Genomic DNA, 23,991 nt, shown 5'->3' on the forward strand with positions numbered 1-23,991 from the left:
TTCTTATTCTCCTTTCAGATTCTCTTTTAGTTCTGCAGTAATCTGACCCATAAATTCTCCGTTGCGGATACATCTGCAATGCTCGCTCTGAATAATCTGATGAACCTCGTCCCTGCATCTCTCAATATCATCATTGATGATCAGGTAATCATAGGCACCCATTCCGTCCGCTTCTTCCGCTGCACGCAGCATGCGGGACTTGATGACCTCCGCCGACTCTGTTCCACGACCTACAAGACGCCGCTCCAATGTAGCCGCATCCGGTGGAGTCACAAACAGCAGCAGGGTCTCCGGGAACTTCTGTTTCACCTTAAGAGCGCCCTGTATCTCGATCTCCAGAATCACATCCTTGCCGGAATTTAACTGTTTTTCGACATAAGCGCGCGGTGTACCATAATAATGATTTACATATCTAGCATACTCTATTAATTCGTCTTGTGCAATCATTTTTTCAAATTCTTCCTGCGACTTGAAAAAATAATGCTTTCCTTCCACCTCTCCCGCACGTGGCTGCCTCGTCGTTGCCGAAACTGACAATGCATAATTATCGTACTTTTCAAGAAGCGCATGCATTAATGTTCCTTTTCCGGAGCCGGAAAATCCGGATACTACAATCAGAATACCCTTTTTCATGATTACCCTCTCTTCTACTGTTTTCTTTTTTTCATTCTATCTGCTTTGTCAAGCAGAGACTATTCAATGTTCTGTATCTGCTCCCGCACCTTCTCGATCTCAGTCTTTAAGCTGATCGCGTAGTTGGAAACCTCCAGATCGTTGGCCTTGGACAAAATTGTATTGGCCTCACGGTTCATCTCCTGTGCGATAAAGTCAAGCTTTCGGCCGATGCCCTCTTTCTCATCCAGAGTATTCTTCATGTGGTGAATGTGACTTCTCAGTCTCACAATCTCCTCATCCGTGCAGATCTTATCCGCAAATATAACGATCTCCGCGGCGATTCTTCCCTCGTCGACCTGTGTGTCGCCCAGCAGCTCCTTCACCTTCTCCTCCAGCTTTGCACGATACTCCGCGACAATCTGCGGGGAACGGGTCTCGATGCAGTCCACAACCTCCAGCATTCCATCCAGTTTCCCGATGATGTCTTTTTTCAGGTTCTCACCCTCCACAGTTCTGGTCTCAACAAACTGTGTAAATGCCCCCTCCAGTGCCTCTTTCAGGCCATTCCACAGTGCCTCTTCATCCACCGTCTGGTCTTCCATGGTAATCACATCCGGATAGCGGGAAAGGGTGGACACCCGGATATCGTTCTCCAGATGAAACTGTTCCTCCATCTGCCGCAGATACTTCAGATACTCACCTGCCAGCACCTCGTTATACTTCAATGATCCCTGATCCTGCGCGCTGTCCTCATACGTAATAAAAATATCAACCTTGCCGCGGTGCGCATATTTTTTCAGCAGGGTTCGGATAGCAGCCTCAAAAAAATTTAGTTTCTTCGGCATACGGATATTCACATCCAGATATCTGTGATTTACGCTTTTGAGCTCCACGATAAATTTCTTTTCTTCACGCGATACTTCGCAACGGCCGAAGCCGGTCATACTTTTTATCATATTGTCGTCCTCTGTTCTCGATATATATTTTAAACTTTTTACCATTATTTGCAACATCTCCGAAGAAAATGATGCCTGAGTAAACTTCATCCGAACGAAGTTCAGATTTTAACGGCTTTGCTCCATTATAACGCCTAACCGGATTTAAGGCAACCAAGGAATTGCAACATTCCCAACATCTATGTTATACTGTTGTTGCTGCACATTCCCATACGGTGAGCAGTGACATACTGTTTCGTACTTTAAGAAAGAAGGAACTCAATTATGGCTTTTGATGGAATTACCGTTGCAAGTATTGCCGCGGAACTGAACGAACAATTAAAAGAAGGAAGAATCGCAAAGATTGCACAACCGGAAACGGATGAACTTCTTCTCACAATAAAGACTCCGAATGGTCAGAAGCGCCTGATGATCTCCGCCAGCGCTTCTCTTCCTCTGATCTATCTGACAGCGGAAAACAAAATAAGTCCCATGACCGCACCGAACTTCTGCATGCTTCTGCGCAAGCACATCGGAAGCGGTCGGATCACCAAAATCACCCAGCCCACTCTGGAGCGGATCATTCATTTTGAGATTGAACATCTGGATGAGCTGGGCGATCTCTGCCGGAAGGAACTGATCGTGGAGATCATGGGCAAGCACAGCAACATCATCTTCTGCGATGCCAATGGAACGATCATCGACAGTATCAAACACGTCTCCGCGCAGATGAGTTCTGTGCGTGAGGTCCTGCCGGGAAGGCCCTACTTCATCCCGGATACCATGAACAAGCAGGATCCTCTGACGGTCACTCTGGAGGATTTCACCGCGGTGCTCTCACAGAAGCCTCTTCCCCTTGGGAAGGCGCTCTACACCAGCTTTACCGGTGTCAGCCCGGTTGTAGCTGAGGAAATCTGCTATCTGTCCGGCATCGAATCCGGCATCACGCCCAAAGATCTCTCGCCGGATATCCTGCAGCACCTCTACACGCAATTTACTATTTATTTTGAAGCAGTCAAGACTTCCCGGTTTTCACCGGTCATTTATTATGACGGAAAGGAACCGAAAGACTTCTCCGCTCTCCCGCTGGCACATTTCAGCCAATATACAGTCAAGCCTTATGATTCCATTTCCACCGTGCTTGCCACCTACTATTCTTCCAAGAATGCGATCACAAGAATCCGACAGAAATCTGCGGATCTGCGCCATGTGGTCCAGACCGCCCTGGAGCGTGCCCGCAAAAAATACGACCTGCAGGCCAGACAGCTGAAGGATACCGAAAAGCGCGACAAGTATAAGGTATACGGGGAGCTGATCAACACCTACGGATACAATCTGGAGAAGGGTGCAAAGCAGCTTGAAGCACTCAATTATTATACAGACAAGATGATTACGATTCCTCTCGATTCCACGAAGACGCCCCTGGACAATTCCAAAAAATATTTTGATAAATACAACAAGCTGAAACGGACTTATGAGGCGCTGTCCCAGCTTATCCAGGAAACCGCGGACGACATCTCCTATTTGGAATCCGTAGCGACGGCACTCGATATTGCACAGAGTGAGGACGACCTCGCACAGATCAAGGAGGAGCTGACCGATGCCGGATATGTGCGGCGCAAGTTCATGAAAAAGAAAGTAAAGATCAAGAGCAAACCGTTCCACTATATTTCCAGCGACGGATATCATATGTATGTCGGGAAAAACAACCTGCAGAATGACGAGCTCACCTTCCATTTCGCCGACGGCGGAGACTGGTGGTTCCACGCCAAACAGATGCCCGGCTCCCACGTCATCGTGAAAACCCGCGGAGAGGAACTCCCGGACCGCACCTTTGAGGAGGCCGCAAGGCTCGCTGCCCATTATTCCAAGGGCTGTGGAAGTGAAAAGGTGGAGATTGACTATGTAGAGAAAAAGCATGTCAAGAAACCTGGCGGTGGAAAGCCTGGATTTGTAGTATATTATACAAACTATTCCATGATGATCGACAGCAGTATCGATGGAATTGCACTGGCAGAATAACCTGACATCGGAATATAACAATAACCCCCGGGGGCTGATCAATAGCTCCCGGGGGTTTTATTCTGCTGCTTTTTCACTGGAAAGTTCTCTATTCATAATTCGCTCCGCTGCTTACGCATCCTCGTCGCACAGCACCTGATACTCCTCTGCAGTCAGCAGATCCGACACCTCCGATATTTCCCCGATTTCCACAAACCACGAATCATAAGGGCAGCCATTGATGGTTTCCGGATCTTCCAGCAGACGCTTGTTCACCGCTGTAACAACTCCGTTCACCGGAGAGATGATGTCATACACTGCTTTTACCGACTCCACATCCGCGAACGCCTCTCCTATCGTGACCTTATCCCCCACATCCGGAAGATTGGCATATACCATGTCCCCCAGTGCGTCCTGCGCAAATTCCGTAATACCGACCAACGCGGTTGTGTCATCTAAAAGCTTCATCCATTCGTGGGATCTTGCATACTTTAATTCTTCTGGATAGTTCACCTTTTCTCCTCCTTATGTCCGTATCCTGCCAAACTGCAGGAATTGTTTTTCATCTAATTCTTTTTTTCGACCACGGAAATCACCTGGGATAAATCATCCAGCACTGCATAGCAGCTGCGCCGGAGTTCTTCCTCCACGTTCACCTGATCCGGGATGTGGATAACGCTCGCCCCAGATGCATTTCCCGCCCTGATTCCGGATGTACTGTCCTCTATGATAAAGCATTCTTCCGGTGTAAGCTGCAGCTGCGCGATCGCCTTCAGGAAAATATCCGGATCCGGCTTGCTCTTCTCCACCGAATCCCCGTACACCACTGCATCGAACAGTTCGTAAATTCCGGCCATGCGCAGCAGTCTCTCGGCATACGCTCTGTGCGAAGACGTCGCCACCGCCAGCCTGAGTCCCCGTTCCCGGGAAAATTCCAGCAGTTCATACAAGCCTTTTTTGGTCGGAACCCCCTCTTTTTCTATCACGGAATCCATATAGGCTGTCCGGATCGCACGGGCTCCGTCGTAATCAAAATCCGCACCATATCGATCCAGATACAGCTGCTTGCTGTACCCGACCGCAGTTCCCTTATAACTCATAATAAATTCCCGTGGGATGTCGATGCCGATCTCCTGCCCGGCTTTCATCCATCCTTCTGTGGACAGGCGCTCCGTATCGAAGATCACTCCGTCCATGTCAAACACAATGCCTTTTATCATCTTCTCACCATTCCGCTATATTTACGCTTCTTTCTGCCCCAGCAGATAATCCACAAACTGCTGTGCGGTTCTTCCAGACAGGCCGCCATGGCTCAGTTCCCACTTGTTTGCCTCCAGGAGCAGTTCCTCCTCCGGCATCTCGATGTGATTCTTTTCCGCCAGTGCCAGTACGATCTTCTGAAATTCCTTTTTGCTCGGGCCGCCGAAATAAATCGTTACGCCGAACCGGGCCACCAGAGACAGCTTTTCCTGTATCGTATCGTTGGTGTGCAGCTCCTCGTCCCGGTCTTCCTTATCCTTAAACGTCTCGCGAACCAGATGGCGTCGGTTTGAGGTCGCATAGATCAGCACATTGTCCGGTTTCCGCTCCAGACCGCCCTCGATCACTGCTTTCAGATACTTGTACTCAATCTCAAATTCTTCAAAAGATAAATCATCCATATAGATGATAAATTTATAATTCCGGTTCTTGATCTGCGCGATGACATCGTTCAGATCCTGGAACTGATGCTTATAGACCTCAATCATCCGAAGTCCCTGATCGTAGTACTGATTCAGGATTGCCTTGATAGAGGAGGACTTTCCGGTTCCCGCATCGCCGAAAAGCAGACAGTTATTTGCCTTTCTGCCCTCGACAAATGCCGCTGTATTGTCGGTCAGTTTCTTCTTCGCCCCTTCATATCCCACCAGATCATCGAGATAGACATGGGCGATATTCGTGATCGGGACGATCTCCGCACCATCCTCATAATGCTCTACGCGGAATGCCTTGTGAAGTCCCAGCTTTCCGACACCGAACTCCCGGTAGAACTCGGTCAGTGTGTCCTTGAACGTATCCACATCCCCGCATTCTCCGAGTGCCCTCGCCAGATCGCAGATTCGATTTCTGACCCGCTTGTTGAACACCTTGCTGTCACGGTTTATATTGGTATAGTTCTCCAGAACACCCAGACAGTCCACGCCGAGGCTGGTCTCCAGTTCATGCATCTCATAGTCGAACAGCTCCTTGAAAATTGTGAAATCGTGACGCGCGATCTCGTTGATGCTGCCGTCCACAGGACCCACGATCTCGCAGGAAGTGCTGTATGCATTCTCATCACTTGCCAGCAGAAACGTCAGGTATGTATGCCACAGATTTCCCTCGAAACCATGACTTGTAGACAGCTCCAGAATATCGTTGACGCAGTCAAACAGCAGCCCTTTCAGGTCCTCCTTATTGTAGTAGTCGTTGTTCTGGTTCTCTATCAGGAACGTCATATCCTTCAGGGTCTCACCATAATCCATATTTTTGTAGAGCATCAGTTCTTGTGTTCTCATTTTAATCTCCTCTTTCCTGTCTGTATATTCCTATCCGCTCAATATTTAATAATTTCCCAGAATCTTTAAATTCCGGCCTTCTTCTCTTAGTCCGCGAACCGCATTTTTCACAGCCGCGTCTGCCATATTCCCGTCAAAATCGACGAAGAAACGGTACTCCCACGGGCGGCCTTCGATCGGTCTGGATTCAATCTTCGTCATATTCAGATTATTATATATGAAATGTGACAGCAGATGATAGAGGGACCCACTCTCGTGAGCCACCTCGAAGCAGATGCTGATCTTCTTCGCGTCCTTCAGAAATACTTTCTGATTCGTCACAATGATAAATCTTGTAAAATTATGCGGATTGTCATTGATCTCTTCTTCCAGAATATCCAGTCCATAGATCTGTGCCGCATAGGCACTGCAGATTGCCGCTTTCTTCTGATCATTGTCCTCCAGCATCTTCTTCGCCGCTATCGCGGTGTTCGACACGCTGATTTGCTGCCACTCCGGATGTTCATCCAGATATCTTGTGCTCTGCATCAGCGCCTGAGGATGCGAATATACCCGCTCGACCGACTCTTTGGTCGTGCCCGGTATTCCCGCCAGCATATGACGGATCGGAAGTGTAATTTCCCCGACGATATAATTTTCAAATTCTACCAGAAGATCATACACCTTGTCCACCGCTCCGGCCGTGGAATTTTCAATTGGAAGTACTGCGAAATCGGCACTCCCCTCCTCGATCGCCTCCATGGCATCTCTCCAGTTTGGCACGTGAAAGCTGTTCACGTCTTTTCCAAAAAACTTGCTCATGGCCTCCTGTGTATAAGCTCCCTCTGTCCCCTGATATACGATGCGCGAGGAAGACCAGTCCAACTCATCAATCCCGATAAACGGGAGTCTTCCCAGTGCCCCACGCTCTGTCAGAAGCTGATACTGCAGCTTGCGGCTCATGGACATCAGCTGCTCAAACAACTCTGCCAGCCCTTTTTTATTCAACTCATTCTCCGCCTCGGACGTAACGAGCGTAATCTTTTCTTTCTCTCTCTTTTTATCAAAGACCTTGGAACCTGCCTCAATCTTATATTCTCCGACTTCTCTGCACACTTTCATTCGCTCCTCGTAAAGCTTCACGATCTGTGCGTCGATTTTGTCTAATTCATCTCTCAGTTCTAATAATGCTGCCATCACATTTTCTCCCTTATGTCGTTCATTCCAATGTACTTCGTCGTACCTGCATGCGTATTCTGCTGGATCTCCCGGCATGTTACGCAATACCACGTTCGATTATAATACATTTTCTGAATAAAATCTACGTTTCAGACCCATACTTTTCCTATGAAAAAAAAATTTATCATGTGCGGCACTCTGGGATGGTGCCTCGAAATCCTGTTTACCAGTTTTCATTCCTTTCACGAAAAAGACTTTACACTGACCGGCCACACCTCCATCTGGATGTTTCCGATTTACGGAATGGCCTGTTTTATCGCGCCTATTTACCGCCTGCTTGCCAAACGTTCCTTTTTCCTCCGGGGATGCATCTACACCCTGCTTATTTTCCTCTGCGAATTTTGCTGCGGCCTTACCCTGAAACGTCACCGTCTCTGCCCCTGGGATTACAGTCGCGCAAAGCTCAGTATCCGCGGTGTTATCCGGCTTGATTACGCACCGATCTGGTTTTTTGTCGGACTTCTTTATGAGAAATTTCTTTTGAAAATACCTGTTGAAAAAAAGAGCTGAATATTATATGATAGTAGAAATGTATAAACTACTGAGCAATTATCACACACGAGGAGGTTACTATGAGACATTTAATGAGTCCTTTGGACTTATCGGTGGAGGAACTAGATAAACTTCTGGATTTGGCCAATGACATCGAAGCAAACCCAGCCAAGTATGCACATGCATGCGAGGGGAAGAAGCTGGCGACACTCTTCTACGAGCCGAGTACCCGTACAAGATTGAGCCACGAGGCAGCAATGCTGAATTTAGGCGGCAGCATCATGGGATTTTCTTCCGCAGACTCCAGTTCTGCTGCAAAGGGAGAAAGCGTTTCGGACACGATCCGCACCATTTCCTGCTACGCAGACATCTGTGCCATGCGCCATCCCAAAGAAGGTGCACCGATGGTGGCCTGCAGACATTCCACAATTCCTGTCATCAATGCAGGAGACGGCGGTCATCAGCACCCGACACAGACCCTGACTGATCTATTGACTATTCGTTCTTTAAAAGGACGCCTTGATAATCTTACTATCGGCCTTTGCGGCGATCTGAAATTTGGCCGTACTGTTCACTCTCTTATCCACGCACTTGTCAGATATCCGAATATCCAATTTGTATTGATATCCCCGGAAGAACTGCGCCTGCCAAGCTACATCCGCAACGATGTTCTGGATAAGCACAACATTCCGTACAAAGAGGTGGTTCGTCTCGAGGACGCTATGTCCACACTGGATCTTCTGTACATGACGCGCGTACAGAAAGAGCGTTTCTTCAACGAGGAGGACTATGTGCGCATGAAGGATTTCTACATTCTGGACAAAAAGAAAATGGCCCTTGCGAGGGAGGACATGTTCGTGCTGCATCCGCTGCCGAGAGTCAACGAGATTTCCGTTGAGATCGACAAAGATCCACGCGCGGCCTACTTCAAGCAGGTACAGTACGGCGTCTATGTCCGTATGGCTCTGATTCTGACACTGCTGGATATTCATGTTGATTAGATAAATACATAGAAAGAAGGGATACCATGGTAAAAAACACATTGAACGTTGGGCGTATTTCAGAAGGCTTTGTGCTCGACCACATTCAGGCCGGGAAAAGCATGGAGATTTACAAGCATCTGAAATTAGATAAACTGGACTGCTGTGTGGCCATCATTAGGAATGCGCGCAGCAACAAGATGGGCAAAAAGGATATCATGAAAATCGAATGCCCGATTGATTTTGTGGATCTGGATATTCTTGGATTCATCGATCACAATATTACGATCAATATTATTCAGGATGAACAGATCGTATCGAAGAAAGAACTGCAGCTTCCGAAGGAAATTCACAATGTAATCCGCTGCAAAAATCCGAGATGCATCACCTCCATCGAACAGGAACTGGAACAGATTTTCGTCCTCACCGATGAAGCAAAACAAGAATACCGCTGCAAGTATTGCGAAGAGAAATACGAAGGAAAACGGGATCGCAGAAAATAACAGAACTAAAAATGGAGTGCCGCTCAAAAAGCGCACTCCATTATTTTTTTACGAAATTAAGCAAGACGATAAGCCGGGTTATGTCGTTGAACGATCATCTATCTAGACCTGACGTCGCCATCAGGTTCAAGCAACCTACCTAAGACGCGACGGGCAGCCGCATAGTCTTAATTCGGTTTTGCTTCGAATGGGGTTTACATATGCCTCTCCTGTTACCAGGAAAGCGGTAGTCTCTTGCACTGCCCTTCCACCCTTACCAGGCATGCCTGGCGGTTCATTTCTGTTGCACTAGCCTTGGAGTCACCTCCACCGGACGTTATCCGGCATCCTGCCCTTTGAAGCCCGGACTTTCCTCGCCTGCGATCTTTCGATCTCATGCAGCCGCGATCGTCTGTCTTACTTAATTTTTCATACGGCCCGCCGGATATCCGGCGGACACACAACTGATAATCTACCACATTTTCGAAAAAATGTAAAGACTCTCTTTTATAACCGCCGCTAATCTGCCACGCCTTCATCCACAATAAGATTCCGGCCGTCTGCCGCTGTGGTTGCCAATTCGTCGCACCGCTCATTCTGCGGATGGCCATCATGTCCCTTCACCCAGGAAAAACGCACGCTGTGGATTTCCTTTGCTGCCAGCAGTCTCTTCCAGAGATCAATATTCTTCACCGGCTCATTCTTGCCGCGTTTCCAACCCTTTTTGATCCATCCGTCAATCCATTTCTGATTGAATGCATCCACCACGTATTTGGAATCCGAATAAACTTCCACCTCGCATGGCCGGTTCAGTGCCTCAAGCCCGGCAATCACAGCCATCAATTCCATACGGTTGTTCGTGGTCTTCACATAGCCCTGGGACAATTCTTTTGCGTGAAGCTCTCCCTTCGCGTCCACGCACTCCAGAACAGCTCCGTAGCCACCCGGTCCATCCGGATTTCCACGCGCTGCCCCATCTGTATACAACTTTACTCTCATATGCTCATTTACTCCAAGTCTGTCTTATATTCTAATTATGCTCCTGTTTCACAGCTGTTTCCGGTCTCCTCTTATTTCAGTGATTCCGTCGCATGCACCAACTCAGGCATAACATACTCCAATCCTTCTTTTACCATTTTGGCCGTATCCGGAAGATTCACGATCAGAGTCTTCCCCCGGATTCCTGCCGTCGCACGGTCAAGCATGGCCCGCTTGGAATAGCGGATATTGTAAGTTCTGATTGCGTCCGGGATTCCTGGCACCAGCCGTTCCACCACATCGCGCGTTGCCTCCGGAACACAATCCTTCTTCTGTACTCCTGTCGACCCGGTCGTCAGGATCACGTCTACCAGCTCCCCGTCCGCCAGCCGCTCCATCACTGTGGCCAGCACCTTCTCGTCCTCCGGCAGAACTGCGTTGAACACAACCTGGAATCCCACCTGCTCCACCAACCGCTTGATCACCGCCGCCGCTGCACTCTCATCTTTTGTCTTATACGCCAATGTATCTGCTGTAATAATTGCTGCTTTCATTCGTATTTCCCCTTTCAACCCCTAATCTGTTGTATTCTTTATTATACTCGAATTTTTTCGTGTGCACAACTCTTAATCTGTCACAATTCGTACTCGTTTCACCCTGAACTGCGGTCAAAACGGACACTCCCACTCCACATATTTCCCAAAGATTTCTGCATGAATGCCATCCGCAGTGCCGTTCGATTCCGCTCTGCTTCATCTCACTCGCGGGCTTTCGCCCTATCAGCAGGTACCGACAAGTATTTACTTATGTGCAAGCACAACGTAAACACTTGTCGCTACCTGCTGGCACTGCTCTTTGCTGTCGTGTACATTATATCATGAAATTATGAACAATCTGTGATAGTTTTATCAGATGATGATGCAGACCATTCCGCCATTGCTGTCATTCACAATCTTCTGCATGGTATCCTGAAGCTTCACCTGACTCTCCTCGTTGATCATCATAATCTTATTATGCATCCCATCCAACACCAGCTCCTCCACCGATTTTCCGAAAATGTTCGTCTTCCACACCCCTTCCGGCTTCTTCCCGGACTCTTTGATATATTCCACCAGATCCTGTGCCTGCTTCTCATTTCCGACAATCGGTGCGATCTCCGTGGAAATATTGGCTCTGATCATATGAATGGACGGCGCCTCTGAATGGATTTTCACCCCATACTTGTTCCCCTGTTTGATGAGAACCGGATCCTCCAGAAGAATCTCCTCCCTTTTCGGTGTCACCACCCCATAGCCTTTCATCTTCACATCTGCAAATGCATCCCGAATCTGAAGATACTCTGTCTGCATAGCAGCCAGTTCCTTCAGTGCCGCAATCATCTCATACTCTCCCGCGATCTGCATGCCAGTCAGTTCACTGAGCGTCTCATAATAATACTTCTGATCATAGTCAATCCGGATCTTCACACGGCCGGTGTCCATCTCCACTTTGTCGATCAGCATCTTGTCAATATAAGCCCCCTCCGGCTGCGGAGGTTCAGCAAACGCACTCTTCACGTCCGAAAAGCCAGCCATGACCTTGCGCACATACTGCAGAAGATCCTGCTTTATCTTATGATCCCGCGACAACATTTCCACCCATTTCGGGATATAAAATGCAACCTCCGTAACCGGGAACCCATACAGAATCATCTTCATGACCGCATGAATATCCTCCAGCCGAAGCTGTTCACAGTTTACCGGAAGAACCATGCATCGGTAATCCGTCTCCATCTTCTGCACCAGCTTTCTCGCCTCTTCACTATAAGGCTTCTGCGTGTTCAGCAGGACGATAAAGGGCTTTCCTATCGACTGCAGCTCCTGGATTGTCTGCTGCTCCGGCGCCACAAAGCGCTCCCGCTCCAGCTCTCCGAAGCTTCCGTCCGTCGTAATGACGATCCCGATCGTGGAGTGATCCCGGATCACCTTCTGGGTGCCAATCCCCGCCGCCTTCGTAAACGGAACCGCATAGTCAAACCAGGGCGTCTTCACCTTCCGCTCCTCGCCGCCCTCCATATACCCGGTTGCGCCATCCACCATATATCCCACACAGTCGATCAGCCGGACCTTCACCTCCACGTCCTCCGACAGCTTTACCTTTGCAGCCTCCTTGGGAACAAATTTCGGTTCTGTCGTCATAATCGTCGTCCCGGAAGCTGACTGCGGCAGTTCATCTCTCGTCCGTTTCCTGCTGTGTTCATCTGCCATCCCCGGCAGGACCAGCAAGTCCACAAAACGCTTAATAAAAGTAGATTTTCCCGCACGCACCGGTCCTACTACCCCTATGTATATCTCTCCGTTTGTCCGCACCTGAATATCATTGTATAAATCAAACTGCTCCATACGTACCCCTTTCCATCACACAGATTCTCTGCTACCTCTACTCTATTCCAGGGCTGCGGCAGATATTCCGTCGCAAGTAGATTTTCAGCAAAAAAAACAGTGATGCCCGAAACATCACTGATTTTTTTCAGATGCAAGCCTGTTATATTTTTTCATTCCACGGAAGTGCCGCATGCTCCGCACGACCCTCGCGCAGCATCAGTTCGCGAACCGCCTCCGCCGCACTCTTCCCGTCGAACAGCACGGCATTCACCTGATCGACAATTGGCATGGAAACATCGTATTTCTTGGCAAGCTTCGCCGCTGCCTTCGCGGAATAGACACCTTCTACCACCATCTGGACCTCATCCATTGCTTCTTCCATAGTTCTGCCCTGTCCGATCAGATAGCCGGCCTTACGGTTACGGCTGTGGGTACTGGCACAGGTCACGATCAGATCTCCGATTCCCGTCAATCCGTTGAATGTCTCGATCTTCCCGCCCATCTTTGTGCCAAGTCTGGATATTTCCGCAATTCCTCTGGTGATCAGCGCTGCTTTTGTATTATCGCCATAGCCCAATCCATCTGCAACACCGGCTGCAAGTGCAATGACGTTCTTCAGCGATCCGCCCAGCTCGATCCCCAGCATATCCGGGCTTGTGTATACACGGAATACCTGATTCATAAACATGGTCTGCAGATATTCTGCCGTTTTCCTGGTCGTGGCGCCAACCACGACGATCGTAGGAAGTCCTCTTCCCACTTCCTCTGCATGACTCGGTCCTGACAGCACCGCCACATCGGCCTGCGGGATTTCCTCCCGGATCTGCTGGGAGAGGGTCATCATAGTACTCTCCTCGATTCCCTTCGCGACATCCACGATGATCTGCCCCTCAGCCACATACGGACTCATACTTTTTGCAGTGTTTCTTGTGAACGGTGACGGAACTGCGAGAACCAGGAAATCTTTTTCCTTTACTGCGCTCTCCAGATCATTTGTAAATGTAATCTCCTCCGGGATCTTCACCCCCGGAAGTTTGCTCTTATGCTCTCTCTTCTCTGTGAGCATCTCAACCTCGGCCTTGTCGATGGACCAGACAGTCACCTGATGCCCGTTGTTGTTCAGCAAAAGTGCGAGAGCCGTTCCCCAACTGCCTGCACCCAATACTCCTACATTCGCCATACCTTTTCTCCTTTTCACCTCTTGTTATATCTACTTTTTCTTGCTGCCAAACTTATTCTCTGTGCCCTGAAGCAGACGCTTAATATTGGCTCTGTGTCTGTACCAGGCAAGTGCTGCCAGAAATACCGCAACCGCATACATCTCATAAAGCAGCGGCCGGGTCATCTGAAAGCCGCCCATCTGCCCGTAAATGATAATTTCCACCGCAAACAAAAGCGAAGCCGCCAGGGACCCCACGGAAACATAGCGGGTGATCAGTACCAGTCCAAAGAACACCACAATTCCGGTCAGTGTCATCCACCAGCTCGTCGCAAGAAACATTCCTGCCAGAACTGCAATTCCCTTCCCCCCCTTGAACTTCAGATAAAACGGAAAGTTGTGCCCCAGCGTTGTGCCAAGTCCTGCATACAGGGACAGTAAGGGCAGACTCTCTGGATGACTGTCCGCGAAGATTAACCGCACTGTCACGATTGCGAGAACGCATTTGAGACAGTCCCCCAGAAGCGTGATGATTCCCGCTTTTATCCCCATGACCCGAAGTGCATTCGTGCTCCCGGCATTGCCGCTCCCCTGGGACCTTATATCAATATTTTTAATTTTCCCATATAAGTATCCGGTCTGAAACAACCCAAATACATAGCCGATTAGAATACAAATAATCCGTTCCATATCTATTGATCCTTTTCCTTCCTCTCTCTTACAAAAAATCTCAAAGATGTTCCCTTAAACCCAAACGCCTCGCGGATTTTATTTTCCAGATATCTGGTATAGGAAAAATGCATCAGTTCTTTATCATTTACAAAAATGACAAATGTAGGCGGTTTCACGGAAACCTGTGTTATATAGTATAACTTCAGTCGTTTTCCCTTGTCGGAAGGCGGCTGCTGCATAGCGACAGCCTCTGTCATGATCTCATTGAGCACACCGGTAGCCACCCGCAGGTTCTGGTTCTGAATCACCATGTCAATCATATCATACAGCTTCGGGAGCCTCTGACCGGTCTCCGCGGAAACGTACATGATCTCCGCATATGGCATATAAGATAGGACGGTACGCACCTTATTCTCATACTCTTTCACCGTCTTGTTGTCTTTCTCGATGGCATCCCATTTGTTGACGACAATGATCACGCCCTTGCCGCGCTCATGTGCGATTCCTGCAATCTTGGCATCCTGCTCCGTCACACCCTCCACCGCATCGATCACCACGAGGACGATATCTGCCCGCTCAACCGCAGTAACTGTCCGGATGATGCTGTATCGCTCCAGTTCTTCTTTTATCTTGCTCTTCCTCCGAAGTCCCGCCGTATCGATAAACACATACTCTTTTCCGTCATGGACGATTGCCGTATCGATTGCATCACGCGTTGTCCCTGCGATATCGGATACGATAACCCGGTTCTTTCCAAGCAGTTTATTGATGATGGATGATTTGCCGACATTCGGTTTTCCCACGATGGCAATCCTTGGTCTCTCATCCTCTTCCTCCTCACTGTCATGCTCCGGGAAATATTTGACTACTTCGTCGAGCATGTCACCGATTCCCAGTCTGGATGCTGCGGAAACCGGAACCGGATCCCCGATTCCAAGATTATAAAATTCATAGACATCCGGCATAAACTTGCTGAAGCTGTCCACTTTATTCACGACAAGTACCACCGGCTTCTTCGACCGGCGAAGCATGTCCGCCACCTTGGAATCCGAATCCACAAGTCCCTGTCTCACATCCGTGATAAAAATGATCACATCTGCCGTATCGATTGCGATCTGCGCCTGGTCACGCATCTGCGATAAAATAACGTCGCTGCTGTCCGGTTCAATACCGCCGGTATCAATCAGCGTAAAATTCTTGTCAAGCCAGGATACTTCGGCATAGATCCGGTCTCTTGTGACACCCGGAGTGTCTTTTACGATCGAGATCATCTCTCCCGCCAAAGCATTAAATAATGTGGACTTTCCCACGTTTGGTCTGCCCACGATGGCTACTACTGGTTTACTCATATTCATTCTCCTATTTCTTTTATTCTGTAATATACTTTACTCTGATTTATTACATCTCAAAAAAGCCTATCTTTATATTCAGCCTGTCTAATACAGTATAGCATAACAATTTCGTCTAGTCTAGAAACAAACCTTTCGAAAAGACGCCCCGGCGCTTAGCTTTGTCTTTACATTCCCTCAAAAACTGCTATAATTAATTTGTAAAATTGTGCAAAAAACAGGAGAACACCATGATAAATACAAATATTATAACATGCCCTAACAATATGAAGCCGCTTCAGAACACGCTGCCCGTTGCGCCGCTGAAGCTCATTGCCCTTGACAGCTGCAAGGCTCTCGGTGACAAAGTCAACGACTACATCGTCTCTTTCCGCAAGGATACGATCAACGAGATCACAGACTCCCCTTTATATGCCAACTATCAGTCCAACAACTACCTGACCCAATGCTGTTGTCCGCGGTTCGGTACCGGCGAGGCTAAAGGGATTCTTCAGGAGTCTGTCCGCGGAGCGGATCTGTTCATTATGGTCGATGTCTGCAATTACAGCATCACCTACACTGTGAACGGACACGAGAATCACATGTCCCCCGACGATCACTATCAGGATCTAAAGCGTATCATCGCTGCGGCCGGTGGAAAAGCCCACCGCATCAATGTCATCATGCCTTTCCTGTACGAGAGCCGTCAGCACAAGCGCACCAAGCGCGAGTCCTTAGACAGTGCGATGGCACTGAAGGAACTGATCGACATGGGCGTATCCAACATTATTACGTTCGATGCCCACGACCCACGTGTCCAGAACGCAATCCCACTCAAGGGTTTTGACAGCTTCAACCCACCCTACCAGTTTATGAAAGCTCTTTTCCGTGCGGTTCCTGATTTGATTGTCGACAAAGAGCATCTCATGATCATCAGCCCGGACGAGGGTGCCATGCAGCGTGCCGTATATTTCTCCAATGTGCTCGCCGTCAACATGGGAATGTTCTACAAGCGCCGCGATTATTCCACCATCATAAACGGAAAGAACCCGATTGTCGCACATGAATTTCTTGGCGATGACGTGTCCGGTAAAGATGTCATTGTCGTGGATGATATGATTTCTTCCGGCGGCAGCATGCTCGACTGTGCCAAAAAATTAAAAGACCGCGGTGCCAAACGAGTGATCATTTGTACAACCTTCGGTCTTTTTACAGATGGATTTGCGGAATTTGATGAATACTACGAGAAAGGATACATTTCCAAACTCGTCACCACCAACCTCACATACCTGCCTCCTGAAATCTATGAAAAACCATATTTTGTCAAGACAGATATGAGTAAATTCTTATCCCTGATTGTGGATTCGCTCAACCACGACATCTCCATCGGGGAAGTGTTGAGCCCTACCGAGAAGATTCACGCACTTCTCGAGAAGAGAAGCCGTGATTTAAAGTAAATTTGAAATATCATTATACATGACGACTACCATCAGAAGCAACAGAAGGATCATTCCGGCAAAATGGACCATTCCTTCTTTCTCTGGTGGTATTCTTTTGCGCCGAACTGCTTCTACAATCAAAAATGCCAGTCTTCCGCCATCCAGGGCCGGAAGTGGGAGCAGGTTCATAACGCCAAGATTGGCAGAGAGCAGAATTGCAATGTTCATCAGACTCTTCACCACCACATCTGTGCCGTAGGTCGATGCCTCCGTGTAGGTTTCTCCGACATAATTCACAATTCCGACCGGACCGGACATCTGTTTGATTCCAACTTTTCCTGTGACAAGCATTCTCAGACTGCTCATCGTATAATCAATCCAGTATTTCACCTCATATACGCCGTATTGCAGCGCTTTGATGGGACCGGCTTTTGTGTTCTTTCCATCGCTTGAAATCCCAAAGAGATAGTACCCCAGCTTCTCATCCATCTTCGGTTCCAACGTGACTTCCACTCGTTCCCCATCCCGCTCATAGACGACATCCACAGACTCTCCCTGATGCATCTGATTATATAACGAGATTTCTCTCCAGAGATGAATGGTCTTCCCGTTCATTTCCACAATGCGGTCCCCCGCCTGTATCCCCTGCTCCTGCGCAGAGTACCCTGGTGACACCTGACTGACGACCGGCTGATCATAACCGACCCAGGCTACCAGAATCACAGAAAAGATCAATGCCATGATGAAGTTAAAAACCGGACCAGCAACGATCACCGACATTCTTGCCCAGACAGACTTACTGTTAAAACTGCCCTCGGACGTGTTGTCTGTATCGTCCTCGCCCATCATGCAGGCACCTCCAAATGGAAGTAGTTTCAGGCTGAACTTTGTTCCGTGAAATTCCTTTCCAAACAATGTCGGCCCTAGACCCAGGGAAAATTCATCCACCTGGATTCCGTTAATCTTCGCCAGCGTAAAATGTCCCAACTCATGAAAAATTACAATGACACTAAATAATATAATTGCTAAAATAATACCCATGTTACCACCTGCTCTCGATAAATTCGTAAGTTTCTGCTTCTGTCTGAAGTATTTCTTCCACTGTCGGATTATCGGTCACCTGATGATGGTTCATACATGTTTCAATAATCTCCGGTATCTCGAGATATCGGATCTTGCGATTCAGAAATTTGCTTACTGCCAGTTCATTGGCGGCATTCAGCACAGTCGGAAGTGATCCCCCTCTTCTGCCCGCCTCATATGCCAGACGAAGCCCGTAAAACGTCTCCATGTCCGGCTGTTCAAATGTGATCTGGGATAACGCTTTGAAATCCAGTCTGTCTCCCGGCAGATATCTTCTCTCCGGATAATACAGCGCATACTGGATCGGCAGCTTCATGTCCGGTGTCCCCAGTTCTGCAATAATTGCTCCATCCTCATATTCCACCATCGAATGAATAATGCTCTGAGGCTGAACCACCACCTCCACCTGGTCCACTGTAACCCCGAAGAGCCATTTTGCCTCAATGACCTCCAGTCCCTTGTTTACCATGGTCGACGAATCAATGGTAATCTTTCTTCCCATCTCCCAGTTCGGATGTTTTAAGGCGTCCTCCACCTGAATGTTCTGCAGATCTTCCCATGTTTTCCCACGGAACGGTCCTCCGGAAGCCGTCAGAAGAATCTTGTGAAGCGCCACCCTCTGTCCCCCCTGCAGGGACTGGAAGATTGCGCTGTGCTCACTGTCAACCGGCAGGATCGACACGTTATATTTTTCCGCCATGGGCATAATGATATGTCCGGCAGTCACCAGCGTCTCTTTGTTCGCCAGAGCGATATCCTTTCCGGCCTTGATTGCCTCAATGGTCGGGCGGATTCCAATCATGCCCACGATGGCGGTCACCAGAATCTCTGACTCCCCGCTCGCTGCGACCTCAATGAGACCATCCATGCCGGACGCCACCTTCACCTCTAAATCTTTCAGACTCAGCCGGAGCTTCGCGGCATTTTCTTCTTTCCACACTGCGACAAGCGATGGGTGAAACTCTCTCACCTGCTGTTCCAGAAGTTTCAGATTGTTCCCGGCTGCAAGCGCTGTCACCCGGAGGTCTTTGTTCTCTCTCACCACTTCCAGCGTCTGTGTACCGATGGATCCGGTTGATCCTAATATTGCTATTTTTTTCATTCTTTCTCCTTTATTCTGATCTTCGCAAAACTATTTCTTTCGGAAAAATTGGTCATTCCGTCAAGCGGATACTCGAAATCCGCCTTACTGCTATCTTTAGTAGACGAGAACCAGAAGATAATATATGATCGGTGCGACGAAAATCACACTGTCGAACCGGTCCAGGATTCCACCATGTCCCGGGATCAGCTTTCCATAATCCTTCACCGCGTGATTGCGCTTGATCGCAGATGCCGCCAGATCTCCCACCATCGAGATCAGCCCGCCGACTGCACAAATTCCCGCATAGACAGGAATGGATGCACTCGCGCCGCCCCAATGATTAATCGCCAGAGCGTACAATGCTCCCAGAAGAGCCGCTCCTGCGACGCCTCCCACTGCACCCTCGATTGATTTCTTCGGGCTCAGCACCGGTGCCATCTTGTGCTTTCCAAACAGAACGCCCACACAGTAAGCACAGGTATCGCAGCCCCAGGAACACAAAAACACGAGCCATACACTGAAATTCCCGTGATCCGCCAACGCCCTCGTCTGGAAGATATAGGACAACATCACCGCGACATAAAACACGCCGAAAAACGCTGCCATCACCTGCTCCACTTGAAATTTTGGAAATGTAAACACATAAATTGCCATCATTGCAATGACAAGTGCCATGAAAATAATCGCGACGCCCACTCCGGAAATTGTTTCCATCGCCCCGCCAAGCAGACCTGTGCCCATGGTTCCCGCCTCGTATGCAATCATCTCATACAAGTATACATAATAGACCACCGCAAAAATGTACCCGCAGATTCCCAATGCTTTATTATGAATCTGAAACACCTTATATAACTCGCTCATACCGATCAGGCTGATGATCAGCAGTGTTGCAAACAGTATTTTTCCGCCGGAAATGATCGTTGCCAAAGCGATGATAACCAGCAGTATTCCACTCAGTAGCCGTGTCTTAAACATCTTCTTCCTCCTTGATTTTTCCAAATCGTCTGTCTCTACTATTATAATACTCAATAGCCTTAATCAATTCCTCTTTTGAAAAATCAGGCCAGTGCACATCTGTAAAATAAAACTCCGTATATGCAAGCTGCCAGAGCAGAAAATTCGACAGACGCATCTCGCCGCTCGTTCGGATCAGCAGATCCGGATCCGGAATATCATGTGTATCCAGATATCCTTCAAACAGTTCTGAAGTGATTTCTTCCGGCTTCACCGCCCCGTCTACACAGTCTCCCGCAAGACGTTTCATTGCCCGGACCATCTCATCCCGGCTCCCATAATTGATGGCAATCTGAAAATTTAATCCACCGTTATTTTTTGTAGCTTCCTCCAATTCGTCTATCCTGCCCCTGATGTCGTCATCCAGCCCGCTCTTATCCCCGATCACCCGAATCTTCATATCGTTTTTCGCAGCAGTTTTCAGACAAGTCTTCATATAATTGCGAAGCAGTTTCATCAGTGCGTCCACCTCGCTCTGCGGACGATTCCAGTTCTCCGTGGAAAATGCATAGACCGTCAGATATTTGATACCCATCTTGTATCCGTCCTCGCAGATTCGCTCCACATTCTTGCTCCCCTGGGCATGTCCGTAATTTCGCGGCATCCCCTTCGCCTTGGCCCATCGCCCGTTGCCATCTAATATAATTGCTACATGCTGTGGTACACTCATGAATGTAACCTCCCTAATTCACCTATTCTTCTGATTTTTCGTTCAATTGATCAATTGGGGACGTAGCAAAGTTGCAACTTTGCTACGTCCCCAATTGCCATTTTGCTCTGTCCCAAATTGAACATTCTGCCTTCAGCAAGTAAAGCATTGCGGCAGCTGACCAAAATAATCAGAACAGAAATTGCGGTCTCTATACCGTAAGAACTTCTTTTGATTTTACTTCCACTGCCTTGTCCACTTCTTTGATATATTTGTCTGTCATCTTCTGAAGATCATCCTCAAGATCCTTGATTCCGTCCTCTGAAATCTCACTGCCTTTCAGTTTTTTCAGAGCATCCATTCCATCACGGCGAATGTTGCGGACTGCAACTTTGGCTGCCTCACCTTTTTTCTTGACATCTTTTACCAATTCTTTTCTTCGCTCTTCTGTCAGTTCTGGAAATACCAGGCGGATACTTGTTCCGTCATTTGTCGGGTTGATACCGACATCCGATATCTGAATTGCCTTCTCGATCTCTTTGAGGAGGCTCTTCTCCCATGGCTGAATGTGAATCATTCTCGCTTCCGGAACTGAAACATTCGCTACCTGCTGGATCGGTGTCGGTGTGCCGTAATAATCTACCATAATTTTATTCAGAACGTTCGGGTTTGCACGTCCGGCACGGATTGCTCCGAGTTCACCGTCGAGATTCCCCATTGTCTTTTCCATCTTGTCCGCAAACGCCTTTAATTTATCATCCATCTTTCTTTTCCTCCCTATACCGTAACTTTTGTTCCTGTAAATGTACCACTCATAGTCTCCACGATGCTGTTCGGCTCATTCAGCCCAAATACCAACATCGGCATTTTATTCTCAAGACACAGGATTGACGCTGCAAGATCAACCGCTGCAAGCTGCTGGTCGATCACATCCTGAATCGAGATCTCATCATACTTCTTTGCATCTGGATTCACCTTCGGATCACTGTCGTAAATTCCATCGATTGCTTTCGCCAGCAGCATCGCATCGGCCTCAATCTCAATTGCACGAAGAACCGCTCCTGTATCTGTTGAGAAGTAAGGATGTCCTGTTCCGCCTGCAAAAAAGATCACTTTACCTCTCTCCAACGCCTCCAGTGCTGCGTCCTTCGAAAACAATGAAGTAAATGCTCCACATGTAAACGGTGTAAAAATCTCCGTCTTCATTCCCACATGGCGAAAAATATCTGAGACATAAATACAGTTCATCACTGTTGCCAGCATCCCAATCTGATCCGCTTTCGTTCTGTCGATGGTCTCACTGGTGCGTCCGCGCCAGAAATTACCACCGCCTGTTACGATAGCCACCTGAATCCCGTCATCTACCAGTTTCTTTACCTGATTTGCGACCCCGATGCAGGTTGCCTCATCGAACCCGGTCTTTTTATCGCCAGCCAATGCTTCTCCGCTTAACTTTAACAATACTCTTTTCATAGTATTTACTCCTTTTTTCATATTTTCACTCTATTCAGAATTATACCTCATGAACCCCAAACAGGTCAATACGTATCTCTATTTATGAACTTTTGTTCCGTCTTGGAATAGACGATGATCTGCTCCGCATACAGACTGTAATATCCAGACAGCATATAACTGATCGCCACCACGGCACAGTAGAATGGCATTCCCGCAAACCCAAACAGTTCAAATGCGATCAGAAGCGAGGTGATTGGGCTGTTCGTCACTGCGCAGAACACGCCCACCATCCCGCAGGCCGCACAGAGATCCACCGGCAGTCCCAGAAGCAGGGATGCCGCAGATCCCAGTGTTGCTCCGATAAACAGGGACGGAACGATCTCGCCTCCCTTGTAGCCCGCGCAGAGTGTCAGACAGGTAAACACGATTTTCATTACCCATGCAGTCGGGTGTGCCGCCCCGCTGAAGCTGCTCTTGATCACGTCCGTACCCAGTCCCAGATACTCCTGCGTTCCAACTGCGAAAGTCAGTCCTACTACCAACAGGCCGCCCACCACTACTCTGACATACTGATTTCCAAAGAATTGTTTGTACAAATGTTCACTCTGCCGCAGCACAATACAGAAGAGGCAGCCTCCGAATGCACAAATGATCCCCAATAGAATAATTTTCAGAGAACCCAGCGAATAAAACAGCGGGACATCCTTCACAGGAAACGGTGCCTGAATTGTCTGGATTCCTAAAAACAACGCAACATACTGAGCCGAAAATGATGCAAAAACGCAGGGCACCAGTGCCGCATAATACATCACCCCGATGCTGACCACCTCCATTGGAAATATAGTCGCCGCAAGAGGTGTTCCGAACAGTGCTGAAAAAGCCGCGCTCATACTGGCAAGGATAATAATTTTCTTATCGCTCTCATTCAGGCGCAGAATCCTGGCAAACCAGTTTCCGATACTTCCGCCGAACTGAAGTGCAGCTCCCTCTCGCCCCGAGGAACCGCCAAACAGATGGGTCACGATTGTGGACAGCAGAATCAATGGTGTGACACGCAGTGGAATATGCTCCCCTGTGCGGACTGCCATCAGCATCAGATTTGTTCCTACATTATTCTCCTGATGAGCGATGTGATACATGTATACAATCAGTAGTCCACCCAGCGGAAGTCCCAGAATGATCATCGGGTATCGTCCCCGAAGCTCCGTCGCCCACGCAATTCCCTGGGCAAACCCACTGGCAATCACTCCGATAATCGCCCCCGCCACTGTGGCGATCACAATCCATTTTATCATTGTCAGAAATAATTTTTTCTGCTCTTTCGCCTGCTTTTTTATATTATCCCAATCCATATTCCCTCTCTTCTTTCGTTTATATGTCATAAATTAAAGTACAAATTCATGATCACCATTCGCAGTGCCGTTCGATTCCGCTTCGCTTCATCTCACTCGCGGGCTCTCGCCCTATCAGCAGGTAGCGACAAGTATTTACTTATGTGCAAGCACAA

General features: G+C 48.3%; 24 protein-coding genes and 1 other RNA gene. 5 read left to right on the top strand and 20 right to left on the bottom strand.

Annotated features, from left to right (window positions below):
* Window positions 1-3: 3 nt before the first annotated feature.
* Window positions 4-636, bottom strand: a complete 633-nt coding sequence (gene gmk / locus BUB85_RS00675; RefSeq protein ID WP_073103749.1) for a guanylate kinase — start codon at window positions 634-636, stop codon at window positions 4-6.
* Between the two features lie 56 nt (window positions 637-692).
* A complete protein-coding gene (locus BUB85_RS00680; RefSeq protein ID WP_073103887.1) occupies window positions 693-1,571 on the bottom strand; it encodes a YicC/YloC family endoribonuclease in 879 nt (292 codons plus the stop codon).
* A 264-nt stretch (window positions 1,572-1,835) separates the two neighbouring features.
* Between BUB85_RS00680 and BUB85_RS00685 the strand changes: the two genes are divergently transcribed.
* Window positions 1,836-3,572, top strand: a complete 1,737-nt coding sequence (locus BUB85_RS00685) for an Rqc2 family fibronectin-binding protein (protein WP_073103752.1) — start codon at window positions 1,836-1,838, stop codon at window positions 3,570-3,572.
* A 111-nt stretch (window positions 3,573-3,683) separates the two neighbouring features.
* Here BUB85_RS00685 and gcvH read toward each other — a convergent pair whose 3' ends face one another.
* From gcvH to pheA, 4 genes are read right to left on the bottom strand one after another with little or no spacing between them, the layout of a single operon-like run.
* The gene (gcvH, locus tag BUB85_RS00690; RefSeq protein WP_073103756.1) at window positions 3,684-4,064 is read right to left on the bottom strand and encodes a glycine cleavage system protein GcvH; all 381 of its coding nucleotides are present in this window, start codon (window positions 4,062-4,064) and stop codon (window positions 3,684-3,686) included.
* 53 nt (window positions 4,065-4,117) lie between these two features.
* Window positions 4,118-4,771: an HAD family hydrolase gene (locus tag BUB85_RS00695; protein ID WP_073103760.1), complete on the bottom strand. Its 654-nt coding sequence runs from the start codon at window positions 4,769-4,771 to the stop codon at window positions 4,118-4,120.
* Between the two features lie 21 nt (window positions 4,772-4,792).
* Window positions 4,793-6,088, bottom strand: coding sequence for an ATP-binding protein (locus tag BUB85_RS00700; RefSeq protein ID WP_073103763.1), 1,296 nt, complete (start codon window positions 6,086-6,088; stop codon window positions 4,793-4,795).
* 45 nt (window positions 6,089-6,133) lie between these two features.
* Window positions 6,134-7,264 carry a prephenate dehydratase gene (pheA, locus tag BUB85_RS00705; RefSeq protein ID WP_073103767.1) on the bottom strand — a complete coding sequence of 377 codons (1,131 nt, stop codon included), beginning with the start codon at window positions 7,262-7,264 and terminating at the stop codon, window positions 6,134-6,136.
* A 150-nt stretch (window positions 7,265-7,414) separates the two neighbouring features.
* On the opposite strand from pheA, the gene BUB85_RS00710 reads away from it, so the two are divergent.
* The 3 genes from BUB85_RS00710 to BUB85_RS00720 all read left to right on the top strand — a co-directional run bounded on the left by BUB85_RS00710 (window position 7,415) and on the right by BUB85_RS00720 (window position 9,281).
* On the top strand, window positions 7,415-7,816 hold the full coding sequence (locus BUB85_RS00710) for a putative ABC transporter permease (RefSeq protein WP_073103771.1): 402 nt from the start codon (window positions 7,415-7,417) through the stop codon (window positions 7,814-7,816).
* Between the two features lie 62 nt (window positions 7,817-7,878).
* Window positions 7,879-8,799: an aspartate carbamoyltransferase gene (pyrB, locus tag BUB85_RS00715; protein ID WP_073103775.1), complete on the top strand. Its 921-nt coding sequence runs from the start codon at window positions 7,879-7,881 to the stop codon at window positions 8,797-8,799.
* Window positions 8,800-8,825: 26 nt separating this feature from the next.
* On the top strand, window positions 8,826-9,281 hold the full coding sequence (locus tag BUB85_RS00720) for an aspartate carbamoyltransferase regulatory subunit (RefSeq protein WP_073103777.1): 456 nt from the start codon (window positions 8,826-8,828) through the stop codon (window positions 9,279-9,281).
* A 53-nt stretch (window positions 9,282-9,334) separates the two neighbouring features.
* Here the strand turns inward: BUB85_RS00720 and rnpB are convergent.
* The 7 genes from rnpB to der form a co-directional block, all read right to left on the bottom strand.
* An RNA gene (rnpB, locus tag BUB85_RS00725) (RNase P RNA component class A) lies at window positions 9,335-9,684 on the bottom strand.
* Between the two features lie 95 nt (window positions 9,685-9,779).
* Complete coding sequence (gene rnhA / locus BUB85_RS00730) at window positions 9,780-10,259, bottom strand: ribonuclease HI (protein WP_073103779.1); 480 nt, start codon at window positions 10,257-10,259, stop codon at window positions 9,780-9,782.
* A 71-nt stretch (window positions 10,260-10,330) separates the two neighbouring features.
* The gene (locus tag BUB85_RS00735) at window positions 10,331-10,792 is read right to left on the bottom strand and encodes a MogA/MoaB family molybdenum cofactor biosynthesis protein (protein ID WP_073103782.1); all 462 of its coding nucleotides are present in this window, start codon (window positions 10,790-10,792) and stop codon (window positions 10,331-10,333) included.
* A 354-nt stretch (window positions 10,793-11,146) separates the two neighbouring features.
* Window positions 11,147-12,619 carry a stage IV sporulation protein A gene (spoIVA, locus tag BUB85_RS00740; RefSeq protein WP_073103784.1) on the bottom strand — a complete coding sequence of 491 codons (1,473 nt, stop codon included), beginning with the start codon at window positions 12,617-12,619 and terminating at the stop codon, window positions 11,147-11,149.
* Between the two features lie 142 nt (window positions 12,620-12,761).
* Entirely contained in the window at window positions 12,762-13,781 is a 1,020-nt protein-coding gene (locus BUB85_RS00745) for an NAD(P)H-dependent glycerol-3-phosphate dehydrogenase (protein ID WP_073103786.1), read from the bottom strand.
* 30 nt (window positions 13,782-13,811) lie between these two features.
* On the bottom strand, window positions 13,812-14,450 hold the full coding sequence (gene plsY / locus BUB85_RS00750) for a glycerol-3-phosphate 1-O-acyltransferase PlsY (protein WP_073103788.1): 639 nt from the start codon (window positions 14,448-14,450) through the stop codon (window positions 13,812-13,814).
* Window positions 14,451-14,452: 2 nt separating this feature from the next.
* On the bottom strand, window positions 14,453-15,781 hold the full coding sequence (gene der / locus BUB85_RS00755) for a ribosome biogenesis GTPase Der (protein WP_073103790.1): 1,329 nt from the start codon (window positions 15,779-15,781) through the stop codon (window positions 14,453-14,455).
* Window positions 15,782-16,011: 230 nt separating this feature from the next.
* Here der and BUB85_RS00760 point away from each other — a divergent pair, with 230 nt between their 5' ends.
* Window positions 16,012-17,217, top strand: coding sequence for a ribose-phosphate pyrophosphokinase (locus tag BUB85_RS00760; protein ID WP_073103792.1), 1,206 nt, complete (start codon window positions 16,012-16,014; stop codon window positions 17,215-17,217).
* On the opposite strand, the gene rseP is transcribed toward BUB85_RS00760, so the two are convergent.
* From rseP to BUB85_RS00795, 7 genes are all read right to left on the bottom strand, one after another.
* A complete protein-coding gene (gene rseP / locus BUB85_RS00765) occupies window positions 17,209-18,240 on the bottom strand; it encodes an RIP metalloprotease RseP (protein ID WP_073103794.1) in 1,032 nt (343 codons plus the stop codon). The genes BUB85_RS00760 and rseP overlap by 9 nt on opposite strands.
* Window position 18,241: 1 nt before the next feature.
* Complete coding sequence (gene dxr / locus BUB85_RS00770; protein ID WP_073103796.1) at window positions 18,242-19,384, bottom strand: 1-deoxy-D-xylulose-5-phosphate reductoisomerase; 1,143 nt, start codon at window positions 19,382-19,384, stop codon at window positions 18,242-18,244.
* A gap of 96 nt (window positions 19,385-19,480) precedes the next feature.
* On the bottom strand, window positions 19,481-20,341 hold the full coding sequence (locus tag BUB85_RS00775; protein ID WP_073103798.1) for a phosphatidate cytidylyltransferase: 861 nt from the start codon (window positions 20,339-20,341) through the stop codon (window positions 19,481-19,483).
* The gene (locus BUB85_RS00780) at window positions 20,334-21,050 is read right to left on the bottom strand and encodes an isoprenyl transferase (RefSeq protein WP_073103800.1); all 717 of its coding nucleotides are present in this window, start codon (window positions 21,048-21,050) and stop codon (window positions 20,334-20,336) included. Before BUB85_RS00780 ends, BUB85_RS00775 begins: the two co-directional genes overlap by 8 nt.
* A 190-nt stretch (window positions 21,051-21,240) precedes the next feature.
* Entirely contained in the window at window positions 21,241-21,792 is a 552-nt protein-coding gene (gene frr, locus BUB85_RS00785; RefSeq protein WP_073103802.1) for a ribosome recycling factor, read from the bottom strand.
* Between the two features lie 14 nt (window positions 21,793-21,806).
* Complete coding sequence (gene pyrH, locus BUB85_RS00790) at window positions 21,807-22,502, bottom strand: UMP kinase (protein ID WP_073103804.1); 696 nt, start codon at window positions 22,500-22,502, stop codon at window positions 21,807-21,809.
* A gap of 65 nt (window positions 22,503-22,567) precedes the next feature.
* Complete coding sequence (locus BUB85_RS00795) at window positions 22,568-23,836, bottom strand: chloride channel protein (protein ID WP_073103807.1); 1,269 nt, start codon at window positions 23,834-23,836, stop codon at window positions 22,568-22,570.
* Window positions 23,837-23,991 lie beyond the last annotated feature (155 nt).

Source organism: Hespellia stercorisuis DSM 15480 (genome assembly GCF_900142165.1).
Taxonomy (GTDB): domain Bacteria; phylum Bacillota; class Clostridia; order Lachnospirales; family Lachnospiraceae; genus Hespellia; species Hespellia stercorisuis.